We start from the raw sequence: 18,925 nt of genomic DNA on the forward strand, positions 1-18,925 counted from the left end.
CTACCAATTCCACTTTTTCCAACCGCCATCAAGCATGGCAGAAAATTGACCAATAGAAGGGAAACCGCTGGTCATAAACATACATGGTTCAACTAGAGTCGAGCCTTCAGTCCACCAAAAGCATGGCTTACTCAATTTTTCTTTAATGAGGTAATTCAAAAGTGCGCTTTGATCTGCTCCACCTTGATCATGAAAAATCGTAGATATTTGGCTTTGATAAAGAAACTTAAGAGGCCGCACTTCACTTTTTACATTCGCCACTAAATCGTTTTTTTCTTGCATGCTCTTATGCCAAACATCAAATACAAAGTCGTCCTCAAGTACTGCTAGGGCAAGAGATGCACTGTCCTCGGTCCAAGCTTTGTCCCCCCAATATTGCGCAGCTTCACCTTTTACGGCACGAGCTATAGTAAAGAAAAAGTATCTACCGCATGCATCTACACTAGGAATCATGCTACCAATGTATGTCGAGTCTTCTAAGTAACTAACATCCAGAGCAAAGTGCCACACAGGCGCGGTTAAAAAGTGTTCATTCCAACTTTCACCCAATTGTTCTCTGCTGACTGCAATAACAGCCTGCTGCCAGTCATGCCAGCGCTCTGAAAAATCTTGTGATAAGCCATCTTTCACAAAGTCTCCTTTTGCAGGCATTTTACCGATATAACCCCAGGCTGATGTTACAAGGTTCGTGGACATCTGAACCTCTCCATTTCATTTGACCAAAACGGATTAATGGCACTAGACGGAATAAGCTCTAGTTGCACCTTATTTCCCTTTAAATCAATCATAACTATGTTGTCTTTACGCGATTCTGGTCTTGCTTTAAGTGATTGATCTAACAGTTTGAATATGCCCCACTCACCTTCATAAGTATGGGCAATCTCACGTTTAGATTCTGGTGGTGTGAACACTATTCGAGTCTGGTCTTGACCCGCAGGCCAGCTCAAGGATTTAGCTCGTGCTGGTCCATGCTTATAAACCAAATCTTGCTTACCTAACTCTAGAACAAACCGAGTAATGTGCTGATCCAGATACACTGGTTTCATACCGAACTCTACGCGCAATGAATTATCAGATTCAAAGAAAGACTGCCTGATACGCTTCGCTCTTTGAAAGACCATCAGCGTTTCTGGACGAACTCCAATTTCCTTTTCTAATCGCCAACGACTTTTCGACGTATCGACAAACGGTTCAAGATACTCTTGGAAGAATGAGTCAAGCGTACCTCCATAACCAAAGAAACGTTTGAAGTCCTTCAGCCTTACTTCTCTGCTCGCATTTGGCTCGAATGGGTATCTACCCGCAATAGTCCGCTGATAAGGGCGCACCACTTGCGTAACCCAAAGCTGATTTAGATGATCTTTCGACCCGCTCTCCGCAAACTTAACTGACTCTTGAGAAAGTTCACCTAGCCATTGATTAAATGGCCTAGGCAAAAGTTCTTTAGCGCGAGCAAAGGAAGCAGCCACATCTTGTGTAACGGTCCCATCTAAAATACTTTTGTAAGCAATTTTCTGATTATTACCTGAGCTTGATAAATCGCTTAAATACGAGCGCAAGTTAACCATAGCTTGTTGAATATCATCAAAGTCTTGTTCGCCGAGACGTAAGATCTCAGAAAAATGAGATTCGACTTCTTTACCTGGCAGTGCAACATTGAAACCATTTTCTTCAGGCAAGTACATGTCTAGTCTATCTGCCGTATTCGAAAATTTAACTTTGGCAACCTTACCTGCGACTTCAGAAGTGGCCTTCTGATTTTCTGACAATGATACTTTCGACAAACCAACTTCTTTTTGGATTGCCCTCAACAACGATTCGATTGGCCTTTCAACTCCAGATAGAACTCTAGCTTGTTCTGTTGCAAGCTCTAGGCTCGGAGCCTGCTTAAGTTGAATATCTTCGATCAGAGTTTTCCATTCATTCACATAATCTTGATAGTATCGAGATTGGACTCCTTGAATAGCGCTATCTTGATCAATTTCATGAGCCTTAAGATCGTCACCATAAACCCAGTTCTCTTCCATTAGGCTTTTTACTGTACGGTTGATCTGAATCTGAAAAATGCTATGAAAGCCATTGTACGTATAAAAGCCCGAAATGCCTTGTGATAACGGCTTTCCACTCGCTCGTTCAAACTGCTCAAGCCCTTTAGGCCCCAAGACATCAGTCAAACGAAATGAAGGAACATGACTCTTCGAAAATTGTATCTTCATTCGCTGATAAGCACGTTCTGGTAGAGACATTTGTGTCAAAACCTCGCGAGCATTAGTCACGGCAGCAGTATTATAAGAAAAGCCTTGTCCATTATTCTCTAATAAATTTTGAGTGTGCTGTAACAGACCTTTTCTTAAGTCTATATTTAGTTCACCCGGATATTGACGTTCAAAATAGAAGTTAAACCAAGCCAACACTTCATCTTGTTGGTATTTGTCTGGATTAAACAACATCAAATAAGTTTTCAACGTTTCATACAAATACTCTCGATGCTGTTGATTACTTTCCATTTCCGTCACCAAGCTATCAAGAAGCAAGGGAGCGTAATATTGGGTCAACGCATCAGAATATGCATTGTTTGCCGCCTGTGAGACTTTATCTCCTTGATAGAGACCAAACCTTTTTACGGAATCAGCATCGCCGTAGTTGCTTTGCTTTCCTAGAGGAAGCGTCATCAATCGGTCTAATGTCTCTACGGCTGAGATAATATCCGCCTCAAAATCTAGGCTCTCAGCACCAATCATTGCTTCAATATGGCCGGCTTGCTCATTGGTATCGACAATCAACTGAGAATTCCACTTGTAGCTCATAAGCCAAAGTGCAGACGCACCTAGCAGTAGAGAAGCACAGCCAATGTAAACACCTCGGCGCATCCATCCTGACTGCTTTTGATAGTGACGATTAACCGTTCCTAACAGTTGTTCCTTGAAAATAACCTTATCAAACAAGTTCTTCACGAAATAACTATGAGACCCTGTTGGGCTCTTTGCTAGAGCGAGGCGATTTAGTCCAAGTCCATTGGTCGATTCATTCATTAACTTATCGACTGGTAAGCCTTCTTGGACCGAGCTCAACATAAACACACCACGAATCAAGGCTGGCTCTTCAAAACTATTTTGTGCAAATATTTCCGCTAAAAATTCATCAAGGTTAGCTTGCAATACCCTTAGCTGTTTAGGAAACTCAAAAATAAGTGCTCGCTTCTCTAAATCATCTTCAGTTTCAAGGATTCTCAGCATTCGCGCATCAAGGCGCTCCAACATGCCATGAAATTCTTTATTGAATAAAGAAATAACCCCTCTTTCATCAGCCACTTCACGCGGAAACATGAAACCGAACAATTCCTCACGCTCTTCCTTACTTAGATCAGAGAAGAACTCATTGAAACCCGCAACTAAATCCATTTTGGTCAGTAGTACGTAAATAGGAAATTGCATCCCTAACTGATTCTTCAGTTCTTGAAGGCGCGACTTGATAGCTCGAGCATGAAGGCTTCGCTCGGTTCTTGTCTGCGACATCACACTGGCTAAACTGATCGTGACAATTGCACCATTAATTGGCCTTTGCGTTCTATATTTTTTCAACAACCCTAAGAAGCCGTGCCATGCTTTAGAGTCGACTTTTTCTTGACTGTCTTGTGTCGTGTATCGACCGGCCGTATCAATCAGAACGGCTTTATTTGCAAACCACCAATCACAATGACGAGTTCCACCGACACCAGCAATAGAGTCAGAACCAAGGCTATCCGCTAACGGAAACTCTAGCCCTGACTGCTTTAACACTGTTGTTTTCCCTGTCCCTGGAGGGCCGATCAACACATACCAAGGCAAGTCATATAAGCTTCGCTTTCCTTTATGTGTTTTCGTTACTACTTTGACAGCTTGCTCAATACGCTCGCGCATTAAGTCAATTTCACTCGCCGCTTCTTTATCTGATTGACTATCAACCTCAAGTAACGTTTGAATACTTTCGTCTTCTTTAACTTTTTGCTTGTGCTGCTTAGTCACGTTGAATAAAGCCCAGACAAACACCAGCACCAAAATCGTGACGAGTCGTTGGAAGTCGCTCTTTAGTGGCTCATATCCCGCTATCGTGATAAGTGGACCAACAACCCAAATAAAAATTGAACAAGCAGCGACACCGATAAGACCGAGAAACCACCTTTGAGTAAATATTCTGCCAATTTCTTTAATACGCATCTCTATCTACCTGTTATTAATTCGCGACAAGGAGGTCGATTTCAATTCGACGGTTAATAGCTCGGTTTTCGTCACTATTGTTTTCAACCAATGGTCTTGCATCACCCAGCCCTTCTGGTATGACTCGACCTTCTAGTGCGCTATTCGAGATAAGTTGTTCAGACATAGCAGTAGCTCGAGCTAATGATAGATGCCAGTTCGAAGGATATTTACTCGTGAAAATTGGCCTATCATCGGTATGACCTGTCACAATGATCTTGCCTTGGGTCGACTCCAACGTTCTAGCGAGTTTAGAAATTACGGGTTGGATATACGCAACAACATCAGCACTACCTGATTCAAATAGATCTTGCGACTTTAACGAAATTCTTACCCTGTCTTGCAACGGCTCGACGTTAATTAGCCCCTTCCCGATCTCGGTTGCCAGATACATAGAGATCCTTTCTGAAATTGGCGCTGATTTTGATTCTGACGTTGTATCTTGGTTAAGCTGTTGCGGTTGAACCAAATTGACTAATTGAGAAAAGGTGCGGTTGGAAGCCTTGTTTAGCTCATAGCTAAAATACATAAATATACAAACCAATAATGCAGCCGTTACGGAGCACACAACCCAGAGAGGAGCTCTGTCGGAAGCCTTAGAGCCATTCAAAATGTGTTGTTCGATACTATTGCTTAGCTCTTGAGGTATCCCTCTTCCGTAAGACTTAAGAATAGCGATAATCTGCCTTCTCAGTTTTCGGTGAGACTCCAGTCCGTTTTTTTCCAAACGATATTGGCCGAGAAACCCAAGCGATAAGCACACGTACATCAATTCAAGCAAATCTAAATTTGTATCTGGTTGCGCCATGCACTTATCAAGGTACTTAAAGAACGCTTCCCCACCCTGGCTGCTGGCATAGAAAGAACTAAGCAATGAGTCATGGCTCCAAAATGAATGCCCCCCCCAATTAGTATTGAGCACCGCTTCATCTAACGAGCAACACAAACAGTAACGAGCCGTATCAATAGTGTCCAAATCAACGTCGTGGTGGCGTAGTCGGTTCTCATAATCTCTAAGTTTTTGTGCCAACGTCTCTTTTAGAAACAACGGGTCAGAATGAGTCGCTGTCGCTCGAATTTGACCAATAATGGATAAAAGACCATTCGCTTCTGCCAATAAAGGGTTGTTCCCATAAGCAACCACTGAATCGTTATTCACCAATTCAGGACTTTTTGAGATAACTACCGTATTATCTGCTGACTTTTCTGATTGTGGTTTCGGTGCGGGCGCTCTTCCACCCGGTGTTGGTTTTACGATCGTTTGTTCCATACTGAGCACACCTATTGACTAATACTCCACAGCTCAAGGTCAGCATTCGGAAAATGCCCCGATAAATGCAGCGCAATACCACCACTGTCTTTCAGCCTCATCCAAAACGGGCCTTTCTTGACTACTTCGAAGTAGACATAACCCGTTTGGTAAGGGATCTGCCTCGGTACTACACTCAATGGCGCTACGTTTATGCCATTAATCTGATTGTTGATCAGATCACGAATCTGCTCCGCTGGTCCAAACTTGAGCTGCGCCGGGACTAAACGTCTGATTTCATCTGTTGTCGTATCAGCTTTGACCGCAAGCACAAACTGGCATGATTCAAGTAAACGCTTATCTGGAAGTGGCGTCACTTGAATTCCATATTGTCGTGGCTCCAAAGGAAGTTTGCTTGCAGTTTGATCAAGGACAACGCTCAGATATTGACTCAGAACTTGATTCAATTCGCTATAAACACTTGATACATCTAAGTGATCGTATGCAAGTAAGCTTGGCATCCTCTTGGTTTTGTCAGAAAACGTAGCTAATTCACCAATATAACCTTTCAGGGTCGTCGCTAATTCCAATGGATGTAGCCTGTCTAGGTCACTAAAGTGCTTTAACATCGCCTCATACCTGTTCAACATTTGTAGCATGATGAAATCAACAGCAGATGCAGATGCGGCTTTGCCCTTAATCAATCGCTGCGCAATAACGTCGGCACGCATCTTTGTCATCGCAATAACGTTACGCAAGTAAGCCGACATAACTTTGTCGTTAAGTAAATTGATAAGCGGTGGAACATACGAATCGTCTAGTATTACTTCGCCTTCTGCCGTTACCTCTTTTATTTTCAATATCGGTAACTCAACATAACCCGCTAATTTGTCATTGCTGGCTTTCAGTTCCAGGTTTAGGGCTGCGACTTGAATCGTTTCTTCATCCTGCCCTGTGAGATTATCTATAACGTCAACGTCTTTAAGTACATAACGAGAAACGATCGCCTCACTTACATCAGAAACATTTTTACCTTTGACATTTGAAAGGGGAAGAGTGATTTTTACTAACGTATTTTCTACGTCTTTATCAATAAATAAAGGCACAACCGAATCGCTGGCTGTTAAGGTATTAACCAGAGTCATATCTGGCAAAACTGCCTCAAAGTGATCTAATTCAATCAGACCATCTTTTAATGCATGTTCTTTTACTCGACATTTCCAAACCCCCCAATTATAAGCCCCACCAAACTGATGTAAGCCTTTGAATTCTTGAGAGGTTGCGCGTTCATGTTGTTGAAAGTGCTGGGGACGTAAAAACATCCCTTCGCACCAAGCCGTCTTGGAGTATTGCGTCATTTATAATTAGCCAACTAAACGTTATTTTACGACCAAAGACAGATCTTCTAACAGAATTTGATAGGTGTTGTAACCGGTCTTATCCACTTCAATGACTTGTCGCCAATTTGAATTTTCAATATCTCGAAACGCTGCGACAATGCCTAAGTATTCAGTCTTTGGAGACATACTTGCCTGATATGTTTCTTTCTGACCTGGAGTTAATGATATTTCATATTTATTCACTAAATCAGGGCCTAAGACTTTTTCACTTTCTTCATAAATTGAAAAAAAATCCTGACTTTCAAAAAGGGTATTTGATGTTAATTCAAAAACATACACGACTACAGGGGATGGCCTACCATTGGAGTCAGGGTTAATATTGTGATTTGCTGTTATTTCTAAATCTGAATATGGATCAACAACTAAATTGGCTGCTGAGCATCCAAATAAAACCATTGAAATTAATAACAAAATGTACTGATAAACTCTTTTCATCACCCTATTTCCTAGCTTTTATTTTTTAATGCTAACTCATAGTGTTTAGCGAAATCTTCTAAATAAAATGGAGATTCTTTATTGACAATGTCATCGGATAGCTTTTCATGAATATCCTCAAACCGCTTCCAACTTTGAGCATATTTCCTTGCTGGAATAACCTTATTAATAACCGTGTCTTTAGCTAAAGCTTCTGAGTATATCGACGTAGGCTCAACAAGCGACATAACACTTGAAACCGTACCCTCAACACCTTTCATTAACGCTTGTTCATGACTTTCTATATCACTAAACGCTTCTTTAATGGCTGCACTTGGTTTTAGGAAACTTGCAGTTTGACGGTTATATAAGTTATGAATTGCATCTTCTAAATTCGCAGAGAACTTCAGAGGATTATTTTCTGACTTCCGAAACGCAGTATGACTAAGTCGATTTGTTTGTTTAAATACCGCTCGATTGTGCAGCGTTTCCATTAAACCAACTAACATCAAAGAAAATGATTCCCCCAGTTGTTCAAACCATTGCTCTCTGTTGTCGCTGGGAATCATCGTTGGATCAATACCCGCTCCTTTAATGAACGCCGCAAGCTCGCTCCCTTTACTATCAAATTTGGGAGTTGGTTGACGTTCTAGCTGTCGCGGGGTTTCCGGTACAGGTGTAGGATCTACACTCTGTTTTTCTGGTTTGGGGATATCAATAAAATCATCGACTAAGCCAATATCTAATTGAAAGTCAGAAGGAACACTCTCATTCAAAAGCTCACTGGCACTAAGGCCGAGGTCTACAAACTCTGCTTCAGATGAACTCGAGAATGCTTCAGGTTCTGAACTGGAACGAAAGTTATTTTCCTGATTATTGAATGCCTCAGTGCTAGTTTGAATACTTACTGAAATTTGGTAATCCCCTAAACTAACCGTATCGTCGTCACTTAGTGCAATCTCATTTCCTTGGCCCACAGGTGTCACAGCGTTATTAACAAACGTGCCATTAGTTGATAAGTCTTTTATCAAGTATTTATCACCAAACTTGATGAGCTCTCCGTGAGTTCCGGATACTACTCTTTCAGGGTCTGGCAGTGTCCAATCACATTGCTCAGACCGACCAAATGTAACTTTGGCATGCTCATCACTTGATTCAAACACAAACTCACTCTCAATCTCTGGAGTAAATTTGTGAAAACTTGTTATGGTTAAAACCAACTTCATGTAAACCTCGCCAAAGACCTGCTAAATATTATTTTTAATTTTATTATTAGTCACTTTCTTATTAACAGTAAGATTAATAAAAACCTTAAAACTGCCATTGAAAATCATGCACGGAATAATGAATCATTTTTTTATCAAAGCAATCACGTAATGTTCAACAATTTTAATTATCCAACCAAGTTCAAATTTTTGACACTTAGACTTTCATCAATAAAAAAACGAATGTTAGTTTGGCCGCGAAATTCTAACATAATGACTTTTCATTGAGCAGAAAGGTATATATTCCCCCATCATTTATACGGAGTTCTTGTGATGGAAGACAGTAATAAAAACAATTCTATAAATAATAAAGATAGCGGAGACAAAACTAAAATTGTAAAGACTCAAAAACGAGACAATGCAATCCAATCAAATAAAGTTGCTAGCAATGAAGGCTCCGTTCAAAATAAAAATGAAACAAATACAAAACTGTCTCAAAAAGAAAACACTCCGTTAGTTAATAAGAAAACAAACAATAAAAATAACACATCAAATAATGACAAAGATGTTATTAATGAGAATTTAATAGGCACAACTGTCAAAAATCGATATGAAATCGAGTCGGTTCTTGGCCATGGCGGACTTTGTGATGTTTATTTGGCTAAAGATAAGATATTAGAATCTTCAGGTTCAGAAACCCCTTACGTAGCATTAAAGATTTTACAAAAAGAGTTTGCATCTCAACCAGAGACTGCACGCATGTTGATACGTGAAGCTCAGCAAACACAAAGATTAAGCCACCCTAATATTATTAGGGTTTTTGATTTTGGTGTTGATGGCGAAATATATTTCTTAGTGATGGAATATATTAACGGGGAAACATTAGAGAATTTAATACAACGATCTAGGCCGCATGGGCTGAAGTTTAACGCAACTTTATCGATTCTAAATCAGGTACTTGAAGCGCTGTCTTACGCCCATTCACTTGGTGTCGTGCATGCCGATTTAAAGCCCGCTAACGTCATTTTAACGTCTGAAGGTAATGTTAAATTACTCGACTTTGGTGTATCTAAAACTCATCAATTAAAGCAAGATCAATACGCAGCTAAACGTAAATCCGAAAATGTGGAGACTCTTGGTTATACTCCAAACTACGCATCGCTCAACTTGTTGTCGGGTAAAGAGCCAAACTTAAGCGACGATATGTTTGCGCTATTTTGTATTGCTTACGAGTTATTGAGTTGCAAGCATCCTTATTCAAGAACTCCTGTTAATGAAGCTCTCAAAAAGAAAATGAAGGTCTCGAAACCTGCTAATATGCCAGCATCTAAGTGGCCTATCTTTGCACGCGTTTTTTCAACTGGCATCATCCCCAAAGACCTTACCCCAGAGCAGTTAAAACAAAAGTTGAACATGCGATATTGGCCTATCGTTAGCGGTGTAGCTGCAAGCGTACTATTGGTTACCGGAATCGTATTTGGCTATCAACAACAACAAGAAACCATCTCTGATTTAGAAATAGCTATTAACAAGCAAAATGATCAGATTAATGGGCAGGAATGGTTGCTTGATACACCGCCAGAAAAAAGCTTGTCACTGATTAATAGTGAGAAAAACTTACACCCGGTGATTAAAGCTGGCTTACTACGACAGCACAAGAGCTACCTTCTAAGTGAGTTTGAATCTGAGATTGATCAGGTTCTGAATTCTGATGCTAACAACTATCCAAATTATGATGAAATCGAGTCTGTACTAAACAAAGCAAAAGCCTACTACCCTGACTCACATAAAATTGAAGTTCTGGCGTTAGATATTCAATCAAGCAAGCACTCCACATTGCTTTCGATAGCCAGACAAATCAATAGCCAACTGGAAAAGTCTCGATACAGTAAAGAAGAAGACAGTAAGTCCATCTATGAACTGAAAGATGAGTTAAATCAAATTCATCAGGATTACCCATTTACACCAAGCTCATTATCTAGCGATGTTTTTGGTAAACACCTAACTGAAGCACTCAAAAATAAAGATGCTGCAGCACTTGTTGCGCTAATTAAGGTTGGGAATACTTTCTTCTCAAACGTTGAAGAGCATCAAAACAACTTAAAAATAAGCAACGCGATGAAAGATGCAGTCCTCGAGATGAAACTGTATGAGACCGCGCTAGACTCTAACGATCCTCTACCATTTCCGGACGAGGCTGCTCGAATTTTGTTCCAAGAGGAATTTGAAAACTTCTATTACCGCCTAGAAAAGGCAAGAACAACAACTCACCTCGATAACTTAGTGAAAGATGTTGATCAGTTTTCGAAGAACTTTCCTATCGGTTTTCAAGATATTAACGATTTGAGATTCAAAACTGCAGATAAATACCTGCGCTTCTCCGACATACTACTCAATAAGAGAAGGACCACAAGCGCAAGACGTGCAATGAAGAAGGCGAACGAGTTAATGAGGCAGGTAGAACAGGACTCCAAGCAAAGCTAATTGTACAAAAGGGGCGCAAGGCCCCTTTTTTGCGTCAAGCTACTTGCCATTATGCAACTAGGTTGCTAGCTTGTATTTGTACTCAATTAGGAGAGTTAACCTTGACTGAAGGAATAGTCAAAGTTGGCGAGCGCTTGGCTTACTTGTTTGATGATTACTTTAAACTAGGTAGACAAGACTGTTCCCAACCCAGCATTTTATTTGGAACCCACTATCACGTAACTTGTGTTGCCACGACACGAGTGCAAAATGCTTTGCACAAAAGATTAGATCATAGACACTTGTATATAAGTCAAAGTGTACCGAACAATAACTTTGTTTTTATGAGTCTAGCTCAAGTGATAAGCACACTGTTCAGCGCTCAACTCCCCCCACTTCAACGTTCCTATCCGATACATTTTTCTACCTCGCGGTTAGTCAGAGGTAAACATGATTAATTTTGATGTTCTCAATAAATACATGGAGAACGACGTAGATCTTATCGTCACCGTTTTTTCCACATACTTAGAAGACCACGCCAATGACATACAGCGTATCAATGAGTTGTACGCAAACAAATGTTGGCCGGAACTCTACTTATTGGCTCACAGTCTAAAGGGCATTCTAGAAAGCTTTGGTGAAGAAACCGCTGTCATTGTTTTCACAAAAATAGAAGCAGAAACAAGAAACGATAACGAGCCAGATAGCTCAGATATAGCTATAGTTACTAAAGAGCTAGCTGCCATTAATCAACAAATCTTTGCTTACTTGAAGAATATGCAATAAAACAAATTAAGGCTTAACTGGGGGAAATATGGCAATGAACAATAGCAATTTCAAGGAGCTGATTGAGTCTCTCAAAGACTTAACGCCAACTCAAAAGAGGTACTTGCTTAGTCGTACAAAGATGGCGTTAGATGATGAGAGCAATATGCTAAACATCAGTGATATACTGACACCAGAAGAGTTGGAAGCATTATTGTCACCTGCACCAACCACAAATACAAAATAACAATAACATACAACGTAACCGTCAGATTGACGCTAGGGACCAGGTGGGGTGAATAGATCTTGCTTGGTTGTTAGTTTTTCGCCGTTCCTCTTCACTAAAACAAACGTGTTTTTTCCAATCTCTTTTTCTAACTTGAACTGGTCAGATAATTGAGCGACTAACATCAGTCCACGACCTGAAGCAGACCAACTATCATCATCCATTAAGTTAGGAGCCTCAATCTGTTTATTTTTATGTTGGTTGAATGTCATTTCATTGATTGACGCTCCGTAGTCAGAAACCCTAAGTTCAATGAAATCTGACATTTGGTCGCATCTAATCCTACATTCCACGTCTATCGGCTTGCCTTCAATTTCGCTGTAAGAATGGATGTAAGCATTGTTCATAAGCTCAACAACACAAAGCTCCAATGACTGAGCCGTACTTAACGATACTTGATTATCCATTAAAAACTTAGCAACCTCTTTGCTCGCACTTCGAGAGCGAGTAAGGGATCCACCGTAAGTTCGTTTAAACTCGCTCTGGAACATTCTTTTCCTTTATCCCTAGGCTATCAGCCACGCCACCTTACTTGTAAAAGACTCGCATCATCATCAAACTCATCTTTGTTCTGCCACGATTGTACTTGTTCAAAGACACATCTAGCCTGCACTTCTGCTTCTAATTGCGAAGTACAAACAGCTTTTATACTTGATGCCAACCTTTGTACTGAAAACATCGCCTCGCCTCGCCTCGCTTCTATCAAACCATCCGAATAAAGCCATACTACATCCCCCTCACTCAGAATAATTTGATTATCAACGTACTCCATCGGCTGCAAAGCGCCAATCATAAAGTTGTCTTCACCCGCCAGCTCTGTAGTTTCGGTGCTCGCTCGCCAAACAAGGAACTTAGGATGACCAGCAGTACAATAGCGAAGTTGTCCTGATTCTGTATTAAGAATGGCATAAACCATGGTGAAATAAAGCTGACTGTTCCTAGTTTGCTGATACCGTCGGTTTAGCCGATCAATAACGGCTGCTGGTTCACTGATACAGTAGTCACCATCTCTTAGCTCCATGGTTATCGAATCAGGTCCCAGATTTTGAGATAACGTCTGTTGGATAGAAAAAGCCATCAAAGCAGACGAAACACCATGACCTGAAACATCGAAAACATAAAATGCGACATGTTGTTCATCAAGCTCAAAATACCCCAACATGTCACCACCAATCTGGGAGCACGGTTTGTAGGCGTAACTAAATTGCATGTTCTGGATAGACGACTCCGCTGGGAGTAGTTGCTCCATCAGGTGACTAGCAGACTGTAAATCTTGATGGATCATTCGATAGGCTGCATCTAACTCTTTATTTCTATCAACGAGTTTGTTGTGCAGCTGCAGAGTGCGAAAACCTGCTCGAATTCTCGCTTGAAGTTCTTCGACAGACGTTTTCTTATCCACAAAGTCATCTGCGCCAGCATCGATGCCTTTCACGATCGAGCTTTGGTCATTTCTAGAGGACAATAAAACAAAGAAAATGTAACGTTCGCTAACTTGCGATTTTAATTGCCGACACAGCTCAATACCATTAATGCCAGGCATCATTAAGTCACTAAGTACAAACTGAATATCTTTGCGATAAGTCAGCACTTCAAGTGCGGATTGTCCGTCTTCAACAGCAATAACTTCATATCCCTGCTTTTCTAATGCACTGCTGATATAAAGTAGTACTGTTTTACTGTCATCGACCAAAAGAATGGATTTCATTCGCCTCCTTAAGACGGTAGTCGGGCACGCTAACGTAGAACACTAGTCACTGATTGCTCATTTCTAAAACGACTATAATCTTCAGCTAATAACTGGTGTTGATATCGAGTGTAGGACAGCGCCTCATTGGAGATTAATATCTGATGTTCTTTCTCTATTAACTGACTTTGCAGTTTTTCAATCTGTTCATTCTGCTGTGTGTTATTGAGGTACAGCGCGACGAGACCAAAGACCGAAACCATTAAAAGAGCAATAAGAACATTATTGATAGTTTTAACTTGAATACGCATGACCTCTCCTTGTCTATTAATAGACTTCCCACTATGAAAAGAACGTCTACAGACTAAGAGCGCTAGGCTCTAAAACGCATTGAAGCCCATTGAGGTTGTTTTTCCAATTATAGGCGATAGGAGACAAAATAAGAAAAAAGCTGAAGAATTTGAATATCCTTGTGAATTCGAAAGGCAATAGCAGCGAGCAATGATCTACTCGCTGCTGGTACATCAACTTAGAAATGCAGGCCGAGCTGAAACTTGCTCATACCAACGCGCAATGTTTGGTGCAGTAGTAAACACATCGATTTCTAGGCCTTTAATTGCAAAACCAATCAAAATAAAGCCTGTAATATCGACGATAGTAAAATGGTCAGCGGCAATGAACTCGCTTTCACCAAGTCGCTTATCTAACAACGGTAAAAACTCTTGCACGCGTTGCTTGGACTCTTCGCCCCACTCTTTAACACAACGCTCTCTATCTTCATAGATAGCTGTGATGTTTCTAAATGCTTGAAAAGCAGCATACAGACCTTGAAACTCCACCACGCGATGCCACATTTCCACTTGCGCGCGCTCAAGTTGGTTTGCCCCAAACAGAGCTAAATTATTTTCAAACGCTTCATCCAGATAACGACAAATTGCGACGCTCTCACAAATCGTCGTGCCATCTTCAAGCTCAAGCAATGGCACTTTTCCATTGACGCTTTTTTGCTTGAAATCTTCCGCTAGATTTTCGCCGTCACGCACATTTAAAGCGATGCGTTCAACATCGCCACCAATTTCCTTTAAAAAAATGCTAACTCGCTTACAACTTGGAGTTATCGCGGTTTCGTAGAGCTTCATTTTATATCCTTTTTCTTTTTCTAACCGATTGGTTAGGATATACTGTATCCAGTTTATAAACGATCAGTCAAGAACTTCATTTCCCAGAAGTTGTTCAATAAGTTTAGGAGTGGTTTGAGAAAAACCGCTCAGGTAGGTACGCATATGGCAAGAAAAGCCAACTTCGATCGAGAAGAAAAACTATTAGTCGCTATGGACGTTTTTTGGCGCAAAGGTTTCGCTAATACATCCATTTCTGATCTCACCGACGAGTTGAACATCAACCGCTTCAGTCTTTACAACACCTACGGTGACAAGCAACAGCTCTACTACGAAGCGCTCGATACTTACTTGAAAAAAATCTCGCTACCCTCACTGAATGATTTGGAAAAAGACGATGCGTCTTTACCCGAGTTGGAATCGTTCCTTAAATCTTTTGCTGAGCTGCAACGCAAACGCAACTGTGGGTGTTTTATTCAAAATGCGTTGATTGAGCACGCTGGTGAAGACGATGACGTACTGCGCAAAGGGCATTTTTTGTTTGACCATCTTATCGACATCATTGCGGATTCACTAACCAATGCGCAAAAAGAAACCTTAGTGCCGAAAACGCTGAAACCAGAAGAGCTCGCTCGTTTCGTTCTCAACAACATGCAAGGTATGCGCGTACTTGGCAAAGCCAAACGTTATGCAGACTTGGATACGGCGCTTTCCTGCTTGCTGGTTTTAATTAGGAAGTAATATGTCGATTGAAGTGATAGCAGTTCGTCTTACCAAAGGCATGGACTTAAAGCTGAGCCTAGCGAAATTGGTCGAGAAGCACGGTATCAAAGCAGGCTCGATTGCCTCATGCGTTGGCTGTGTCTCTGACCTCAATCTTCGTTTGGCAGGTGCAGAGTGTACGTTAACCAAACAAGAGCCATTTGAAATCGTCTCTGTGATGGGAACACTGACGCCTGAACATCAGCACGTTCATATCTCGGTGTCTGATCGTGATGGACGAGTCTGGGGCGGGCATTTAATGGAAGGCACGGTTATAGACACCACCGCAGAATTGATCATCCATTCTTATCCAGAACTTGAGTTTACCAGAGCGATGGACGACTCGACTGGCTATACCGAACTGCAAGTGAATTCTTGCAAATAGTCAAAAGCTCCAGAGCCACACTGTGCTGTCTCTGGAGCCTTATTCGCTTGTCTCTTACGCCAATAATTTATTCATATCGAGCAAGCTAATTTCGAGGATCATTCTTCGACTAAGTAACAAACCTGATTATCGTCGACCGTTACTTGCCACGTTTTTAGACCGTGCGCTTCGTCTTCCAAACACTGCCCGCTCTTTAGGCTGAAATGCTGTTTGTACAGTGGTGACGCAACACACATCTCACCATCAATATCGCCGACAATCCCTCGACTCATCACATAAGCCTTACCAATTGGGTCCCAATCCTGAACAGCGTAAACACCGTTATCGGGAATGTAGAATAACGCGACATGCTCGCCTTCAATCAATACAGTGGCACCGATAAACGGCATCAAGTCATCAAGCTGACACACTTTCACTTTGGTTAACGCTGCCATTTACACCTCCTGTTTCACTGGAATACGCTGACCGCGCACACGTTGGTACGGCAAGACTTTGCTGCCCGACGTGCTGTTCAAGAAAGGACGGAAGCGTTGCAATTTTTGAGGATTATCCAACGTACTCTTCCACTCACATTGATAGGTATCTACGACTCGTGCCATTTGCTCATCCAATGAGTCACATAGGTTGAGAGAGTCATCCAAAATCACTTGTTTAAGGTAGTCTAAGCCCCCTTCCATGTTCTCCATCCACACGGACGTGCGCTGTAAGCGATCAGCGGTGCTGACGTAGAACATCAAAACCCGGTCGATCATGGTGATCAACTCTGATTTAGATAAGTCGGATGCAAACAAATCCGCGTGTCGTGGTCTCATGCCGCCATTACCACAAACGTATAGATTCCAGCCGTTTTCAGTGGCGATCACCCCAATGTCTTTACTTTGCGCTTCTGCACACTCGCGAGTACAGCCCGATACGGCAAACTTAAGCTTATGGGGCGCTCGCAATCCTTTGTAGCGGTTCTCTAACTCAATGGCTAATCCGACCGAGTCATCAACACCATAGCGACACCAAGTAGAACCGACGCAAGATTTCACGGTGCGCACCGATTTGCCGTAGGCGTGCCCTGTTTCAAAACCAGCATCAATTAAGGTTTGCCAGATTTCAGGAAGCTGTTCTAACTGCGCGCCAAATAAATCCACGCGCTGACCGCCAGTGATCTTGGTGTACAAATCATATTGCTGCGCAACTTCGCCTAGTACGATAAGTTTGTCTGGTGTAATTTCGCCGCCCGGAACACGAGGCACAATCGAGTAAGAGCCATCTTTTTGCAGATTAGCCATAAAAGCATCGTTAGAATCTTGTAGAGACTGATGCTGCGGCTCCATGATGTGTTCATTCCACAAAGAAGCAAACACAGATGCTGCTGTCGGCTTACAGATATCACACCCATGCCCTTTGCCATGCAGTGCGATTAAGGTGTCGAAGTCTTTGATCTGTTCCACTTGGCAAATATGGAACATCTCTTGGCGACTGAGATCAAAGTGCTCACAAAGGTGGTTGTTAACCTCTACCCCCATGGCTGCCAATTGCGTATCCAATACCGACTTCACCATATTACTACAGCCACCACAGCCAGTACCGGCTTTGGTGTTGGCTTTAAGGTCCGTCAGGTTGGTAGTGCCAGCTTGAATCTCGGCAACTAAGTCGCCCTTTGTGACGTTGTGACAAGAACAGATGATGGCGCTGTCTGGCATCTCTCCATCAAGCATTCCGGTATCAAACAGCAGGTTCGCCGCGTGGTCTGGCAGGACTGTTTTGTTCAAATAACACTGCAAAAGCGCATCGTAGTCACTGTTGTCACCAACGAGAATCGCACCAAGCAATTGGGTGCCGCTCGCATCAACCACCAGCTTTTTGTAGATACCTGCAACCGCATCTTGCAACACCATTTCCTGTGCGCCTTCGGTTTGCATTTGTGCATCGCCGATAGACGCCACATCCACCCCAAGCAGCTTAAGTTTGGTGCTCATGTCTGCACCTTTAAAACCTTCGCTCAACATACCAGTCAAGACATCGGCTGTAGTTCTCGCCATGGTGTAACCGGGGGCGACCAAACCAAAGATCTTCTGTTCCCACAGTGCACATTCGCCAATCGCGTATATGTTCTCATCGCTGGTTTGGCATTGGTTATTAATCACAATGCCGCCTCGCTCGCCGACTTCTAGCTCAGCCAACCTTGCCAACTCATCTTGAGGGCGAATCCCTGCGGAAAAGACAATCACATCCACTTCGAGAGGATCTTTGTCTTTAAACACCATACGATGCTTAGCCGTTTCACCATCGCAGATTCGCTCCGTCCCCGTTGAGGTATGCACGGTTAGCCCTAGCGCTTCAATCTTCTCTTTTAGCACTAAGCCAGCACCATCGTCTAACTGCACGGGCATCAGGCGGGGTGCAAATTCAATAACGTGAGTTTCTAACCCCAATAGTTTGAGTGCGTTTGCCGCTTCTAAACCCAACAAGCCACCACCAATCACTGCGCCTGTTCTTGCGCCTTCACATGCCTTCTTGATTTGTGAAAGGTCATCAAGCGTGCGGTAGACAAACACGTTGTCGCGGTCTTTACCTTCAATTGGCGGCACAAATGGATACGAACCGGTCGCGAGCACGAGTTGGTCGTAACCCAGCACATCTTCACCATCAAGCAGAATGCGCTTTTGCTCTCTGTCGATGCCTGTTACTTGGCTGCCAAGTACGAGTTGGATGCCATGCAGGTCGTACCATTCTTGGTTACTCAGCATCAAATCATCATGAGACTTACCCGCAAATAAAGAAGAAAGTTGTACACGGTCATACGCGATAAAACGCTCTGCACCAATCACGGTAATTCGGTGCTCCAAATGCGCGTTTTTCTGTACTAATTGCTCGACAAGGTGTTGCCCGACCATACCGTTACCTACCACAACAATGTGGCTCAATGCGTTCTTTACTGGGATCGTTAAAGGACTGTTCATCG

Annotated in this window: 17 protein-coding genes; 5 read left to right on the top strand and 12 right to left on the bottom strand. The window is 42.3% G+C overall.

The window, feature by feature from the left end; genetic code table 11:
- From tagF to tagH, 6 genes are read right to left on the bottom strand one after another with little or no spacing between them, the layout of a single operon-like run.
- Positions 1-696, bottom strand: coding sequence for a type VI secretion system-associated protein TagF (gene tagF, locus L3V27_RS04280; protein WP_104970766.1), 696 nt, complete (start codon positions 694-696; stop codon positions 1-3).
- Entirely contained in the window at positions 678-4,196 is a 3,519-nt protein-coding gene (gene tssM, locus L3V27_RS04285; protein WP_145473018.1) for a type VI secretion system membrane subunit TssM, read from the bottom strand. Before tssM ends, tagF begins: the two co-directional genes overlap by 19 nt.
- Positions 4,197-4,212: 16 nt before the next feature.
- A complete protein-coding gene (gene tssL, locus L3V27_RS04290; protein ID WP_176319532.1) occupies positions 4,213-5,505 on the bottom strand; it encodes a type VI secretion system protein TssL, long form in 1,293 nt (430 codons plus the stop codon).
- A gap of 11 nt (positions 5,506-5,516) precedes the next feature.
- Positions 5,517-6,842, bottom strand: coding sequence for a type VI secretion system baseplate subunit TssK (gene tssK / locus L3V27_RS04295; RefSeq protein WP_258658823.1), 1,326 nt, complete (start codon positions 6,840-6,842; stop codon positions 5,517-5,519).
- Between the two features lie 21 nt (positions 6,843-6,863).
- Complete coding sequence (gene tssJ / locus L3V27_RS04300; protein WP_005395676.1) at positions 6,864-7,319, bottom strand: type VI secretion system lipoprotein TssJ; 456 nt, start codon at positions 7,317-7,319, stop codon at positions 6,864-6,866.
- 11 nt (positions 7,320-7,330) lie between these two features.
- Positions 7,331-8,524 (bottom strand): type VI secretion system-associated FHA domain protein TagH, encoded by a 1,194-nt coding sequence (gene tagH / locus L3V27_RS04305; protein WP_237311102.1) that lies wholly within the window; start codon positions 8,522-8,524, stop codon positions 7,331-7,333.
- A gap of 312 nt (positions 8,525-8,836) precedes the next feature.
- Between tagH and L3V27_RS04310 the strand changes: the two genes are divergently transcribed.
- From L3V27_RS04310 to L3V27_RS04320, 3 genes are all read left to right on the top strand, one after another.
- Positions 8,837-10,987 (top strand): serine/threonine-protein kinase, encoded by a 2,151-nt coding sequence (locus tag L3V27_RS04310; RefSeq protein ID WP_237311103.1) that lies wholly within the window; start codon positions 8,837-8,839, stop codon positions 10,985-10,987.
- 429 nt (positions 10,988-11,416) lie between these two features.
- Positions 11,417-11,752, top strand: coding sequence for an Hpt domain-containing protein (locus tag L3V27_RS04315; protein WP_005395669.1), 336 nt, complete (start codon positions 11,417-11,419; stop codon positions 11,750-11,752).
- A 34-nt stretch (positions 11,753-11,786) separates the two neighbouring features.
- Positions 11,787-11,978 (top strand): hypothetical protein, encoded by a 192-nt coding sequence (locus L3V27_RS04320; RefSeq protein ID WP_012842175.1) that lies wholly within the window; start codon positions 11,787-11,789, stop codon positions 11,976-11,978.
- A 32-nt stretch (positions 11,979-12,010) separates the two neighbouring features.
- On the opposite strand, the gene L3V27_RS04325 is transcribed toward L3V27_RS04320, so the two are convergent.
- The 4 genes from L3V27_RS04325 to L3V27_RS04340 all read right to left on the bottom strand — a co-directional run bounded on the left by L3V27_RS04325 (position 12,011) and on the right by L3V27_RS04340 (position 14,843).
- Positions 12,011-12,508, bottom strand: a complete 498-nt coding sequence (locus L3V27_RS04325) for an ATP-binding protein (protein WP_012842174.1) — start codon at positions 12,506-12,508, stop codon at positions 12,011-12,013.
- A 23-nt stretch (positions 12,509-12,531) separates the two neighbouring features.
- Positions 12,532-13,725 (bottom strand): SpoIIE family protein phosphatase, encoded by a 1,194-nt coding sequence (locus L3V27_RS04330; RefSeq protein WP_237311105.1) that lies wholly within the window; start codon positions 13,723-13,725, stop codon positions 12,532-12,534.
- A gap of 29 nt (positions 13,726-13,754) precedes the next feature.
- Positions 13,755-14,015 (bottom strand): hypothetical protein, encoded by a 261-nt coding sequence (locus L3V27_RS04335; RefSeq protein ID WP_005395662.1) that lies wholly within the window; start codon positions 14,013-14,015, stop codon positions 13,755-13,757.
- A 213-nt stretch (positions 14,016-14,228) separates the two neighbouring features.
- On the bottom strand, positions 14,229-14,843 hold the full coding sequence (locus L3V27_RS04340) for a glutathione S-transferase (protein WP_047009249.1): 615 nt from the start codon (positions 14,841-14,843) through the stop codon (positions 14,229-14,231).
- Positions 14,844-14,987: 144 nt separating this feature from the next.
- Here L3V27_RS04340 and L3V27_RS04345 point away from each other — a divergent pair, with 144 nt between their 5' ends.
- On the top strand, positions 14,988-15,563 hold the full coding sequence (locus L3V27_RS04345) for a TetR/AcrR family transcriptional regulator (protein WP_046875345.1): 576 nt from the start codon (positions 14,988-14,990) through the stop codon (positions 15,561-15,563).
- Position 15,564: 1 nt separating this feature from the next.
- Complete coding sequence (locus tag L3V27_RS04350; protein WP_054868037.1) at positions 15,565-15,969, top strand: PPC domain-containing DNA-binding protein; 405 nt, start codon at positions 15,565-15,567, stop codon at positions 15,967-15,969.
- A 98-nt stretch (positions 15,970-16,067) separates the two neighbouring features.
- Here L3V27_RS04350 and nirD read toward each other — a convergent pair whose 3' ends face one another.
- Both nirD and nirB read right to left on the bottom strand, forming a co-directional pair.
- Positions 16,068-16,403, bottom strand: coding sequence for a nitrite reductase small subunit NirD (gene nirD / locus L3V27_RS04355; RefSeq protein WP_237311106.1), 336 nt, complete (start codon positions 16,401-16,403; stop codon positions 16,068-16,070).
- A complete protein-coding gene (gene nirB, locus L3V27_RS04360; RefSeq protein WP_237311108.1) occupies positions 16,404-18,923 on the bottom strand; it encodes a nitrite reductase large subunit NirB in 2,520 nt (839 codons plus the stop codon). It lies immediately after the preceding gene.
- Between the last annotated feature and the right edge of the window lie 2 nt (positions 18,924-18,925).

Source organism: Vibrio sp. J2-3(2022), assembly GCF_021725735.1.
Classification (GTDB): Bacteria; Pseudomonadota; Gammaproteobacteria; order Enterobacterales; family Vibrionaceae; genus Vibrio; species Vibrio diabolicus.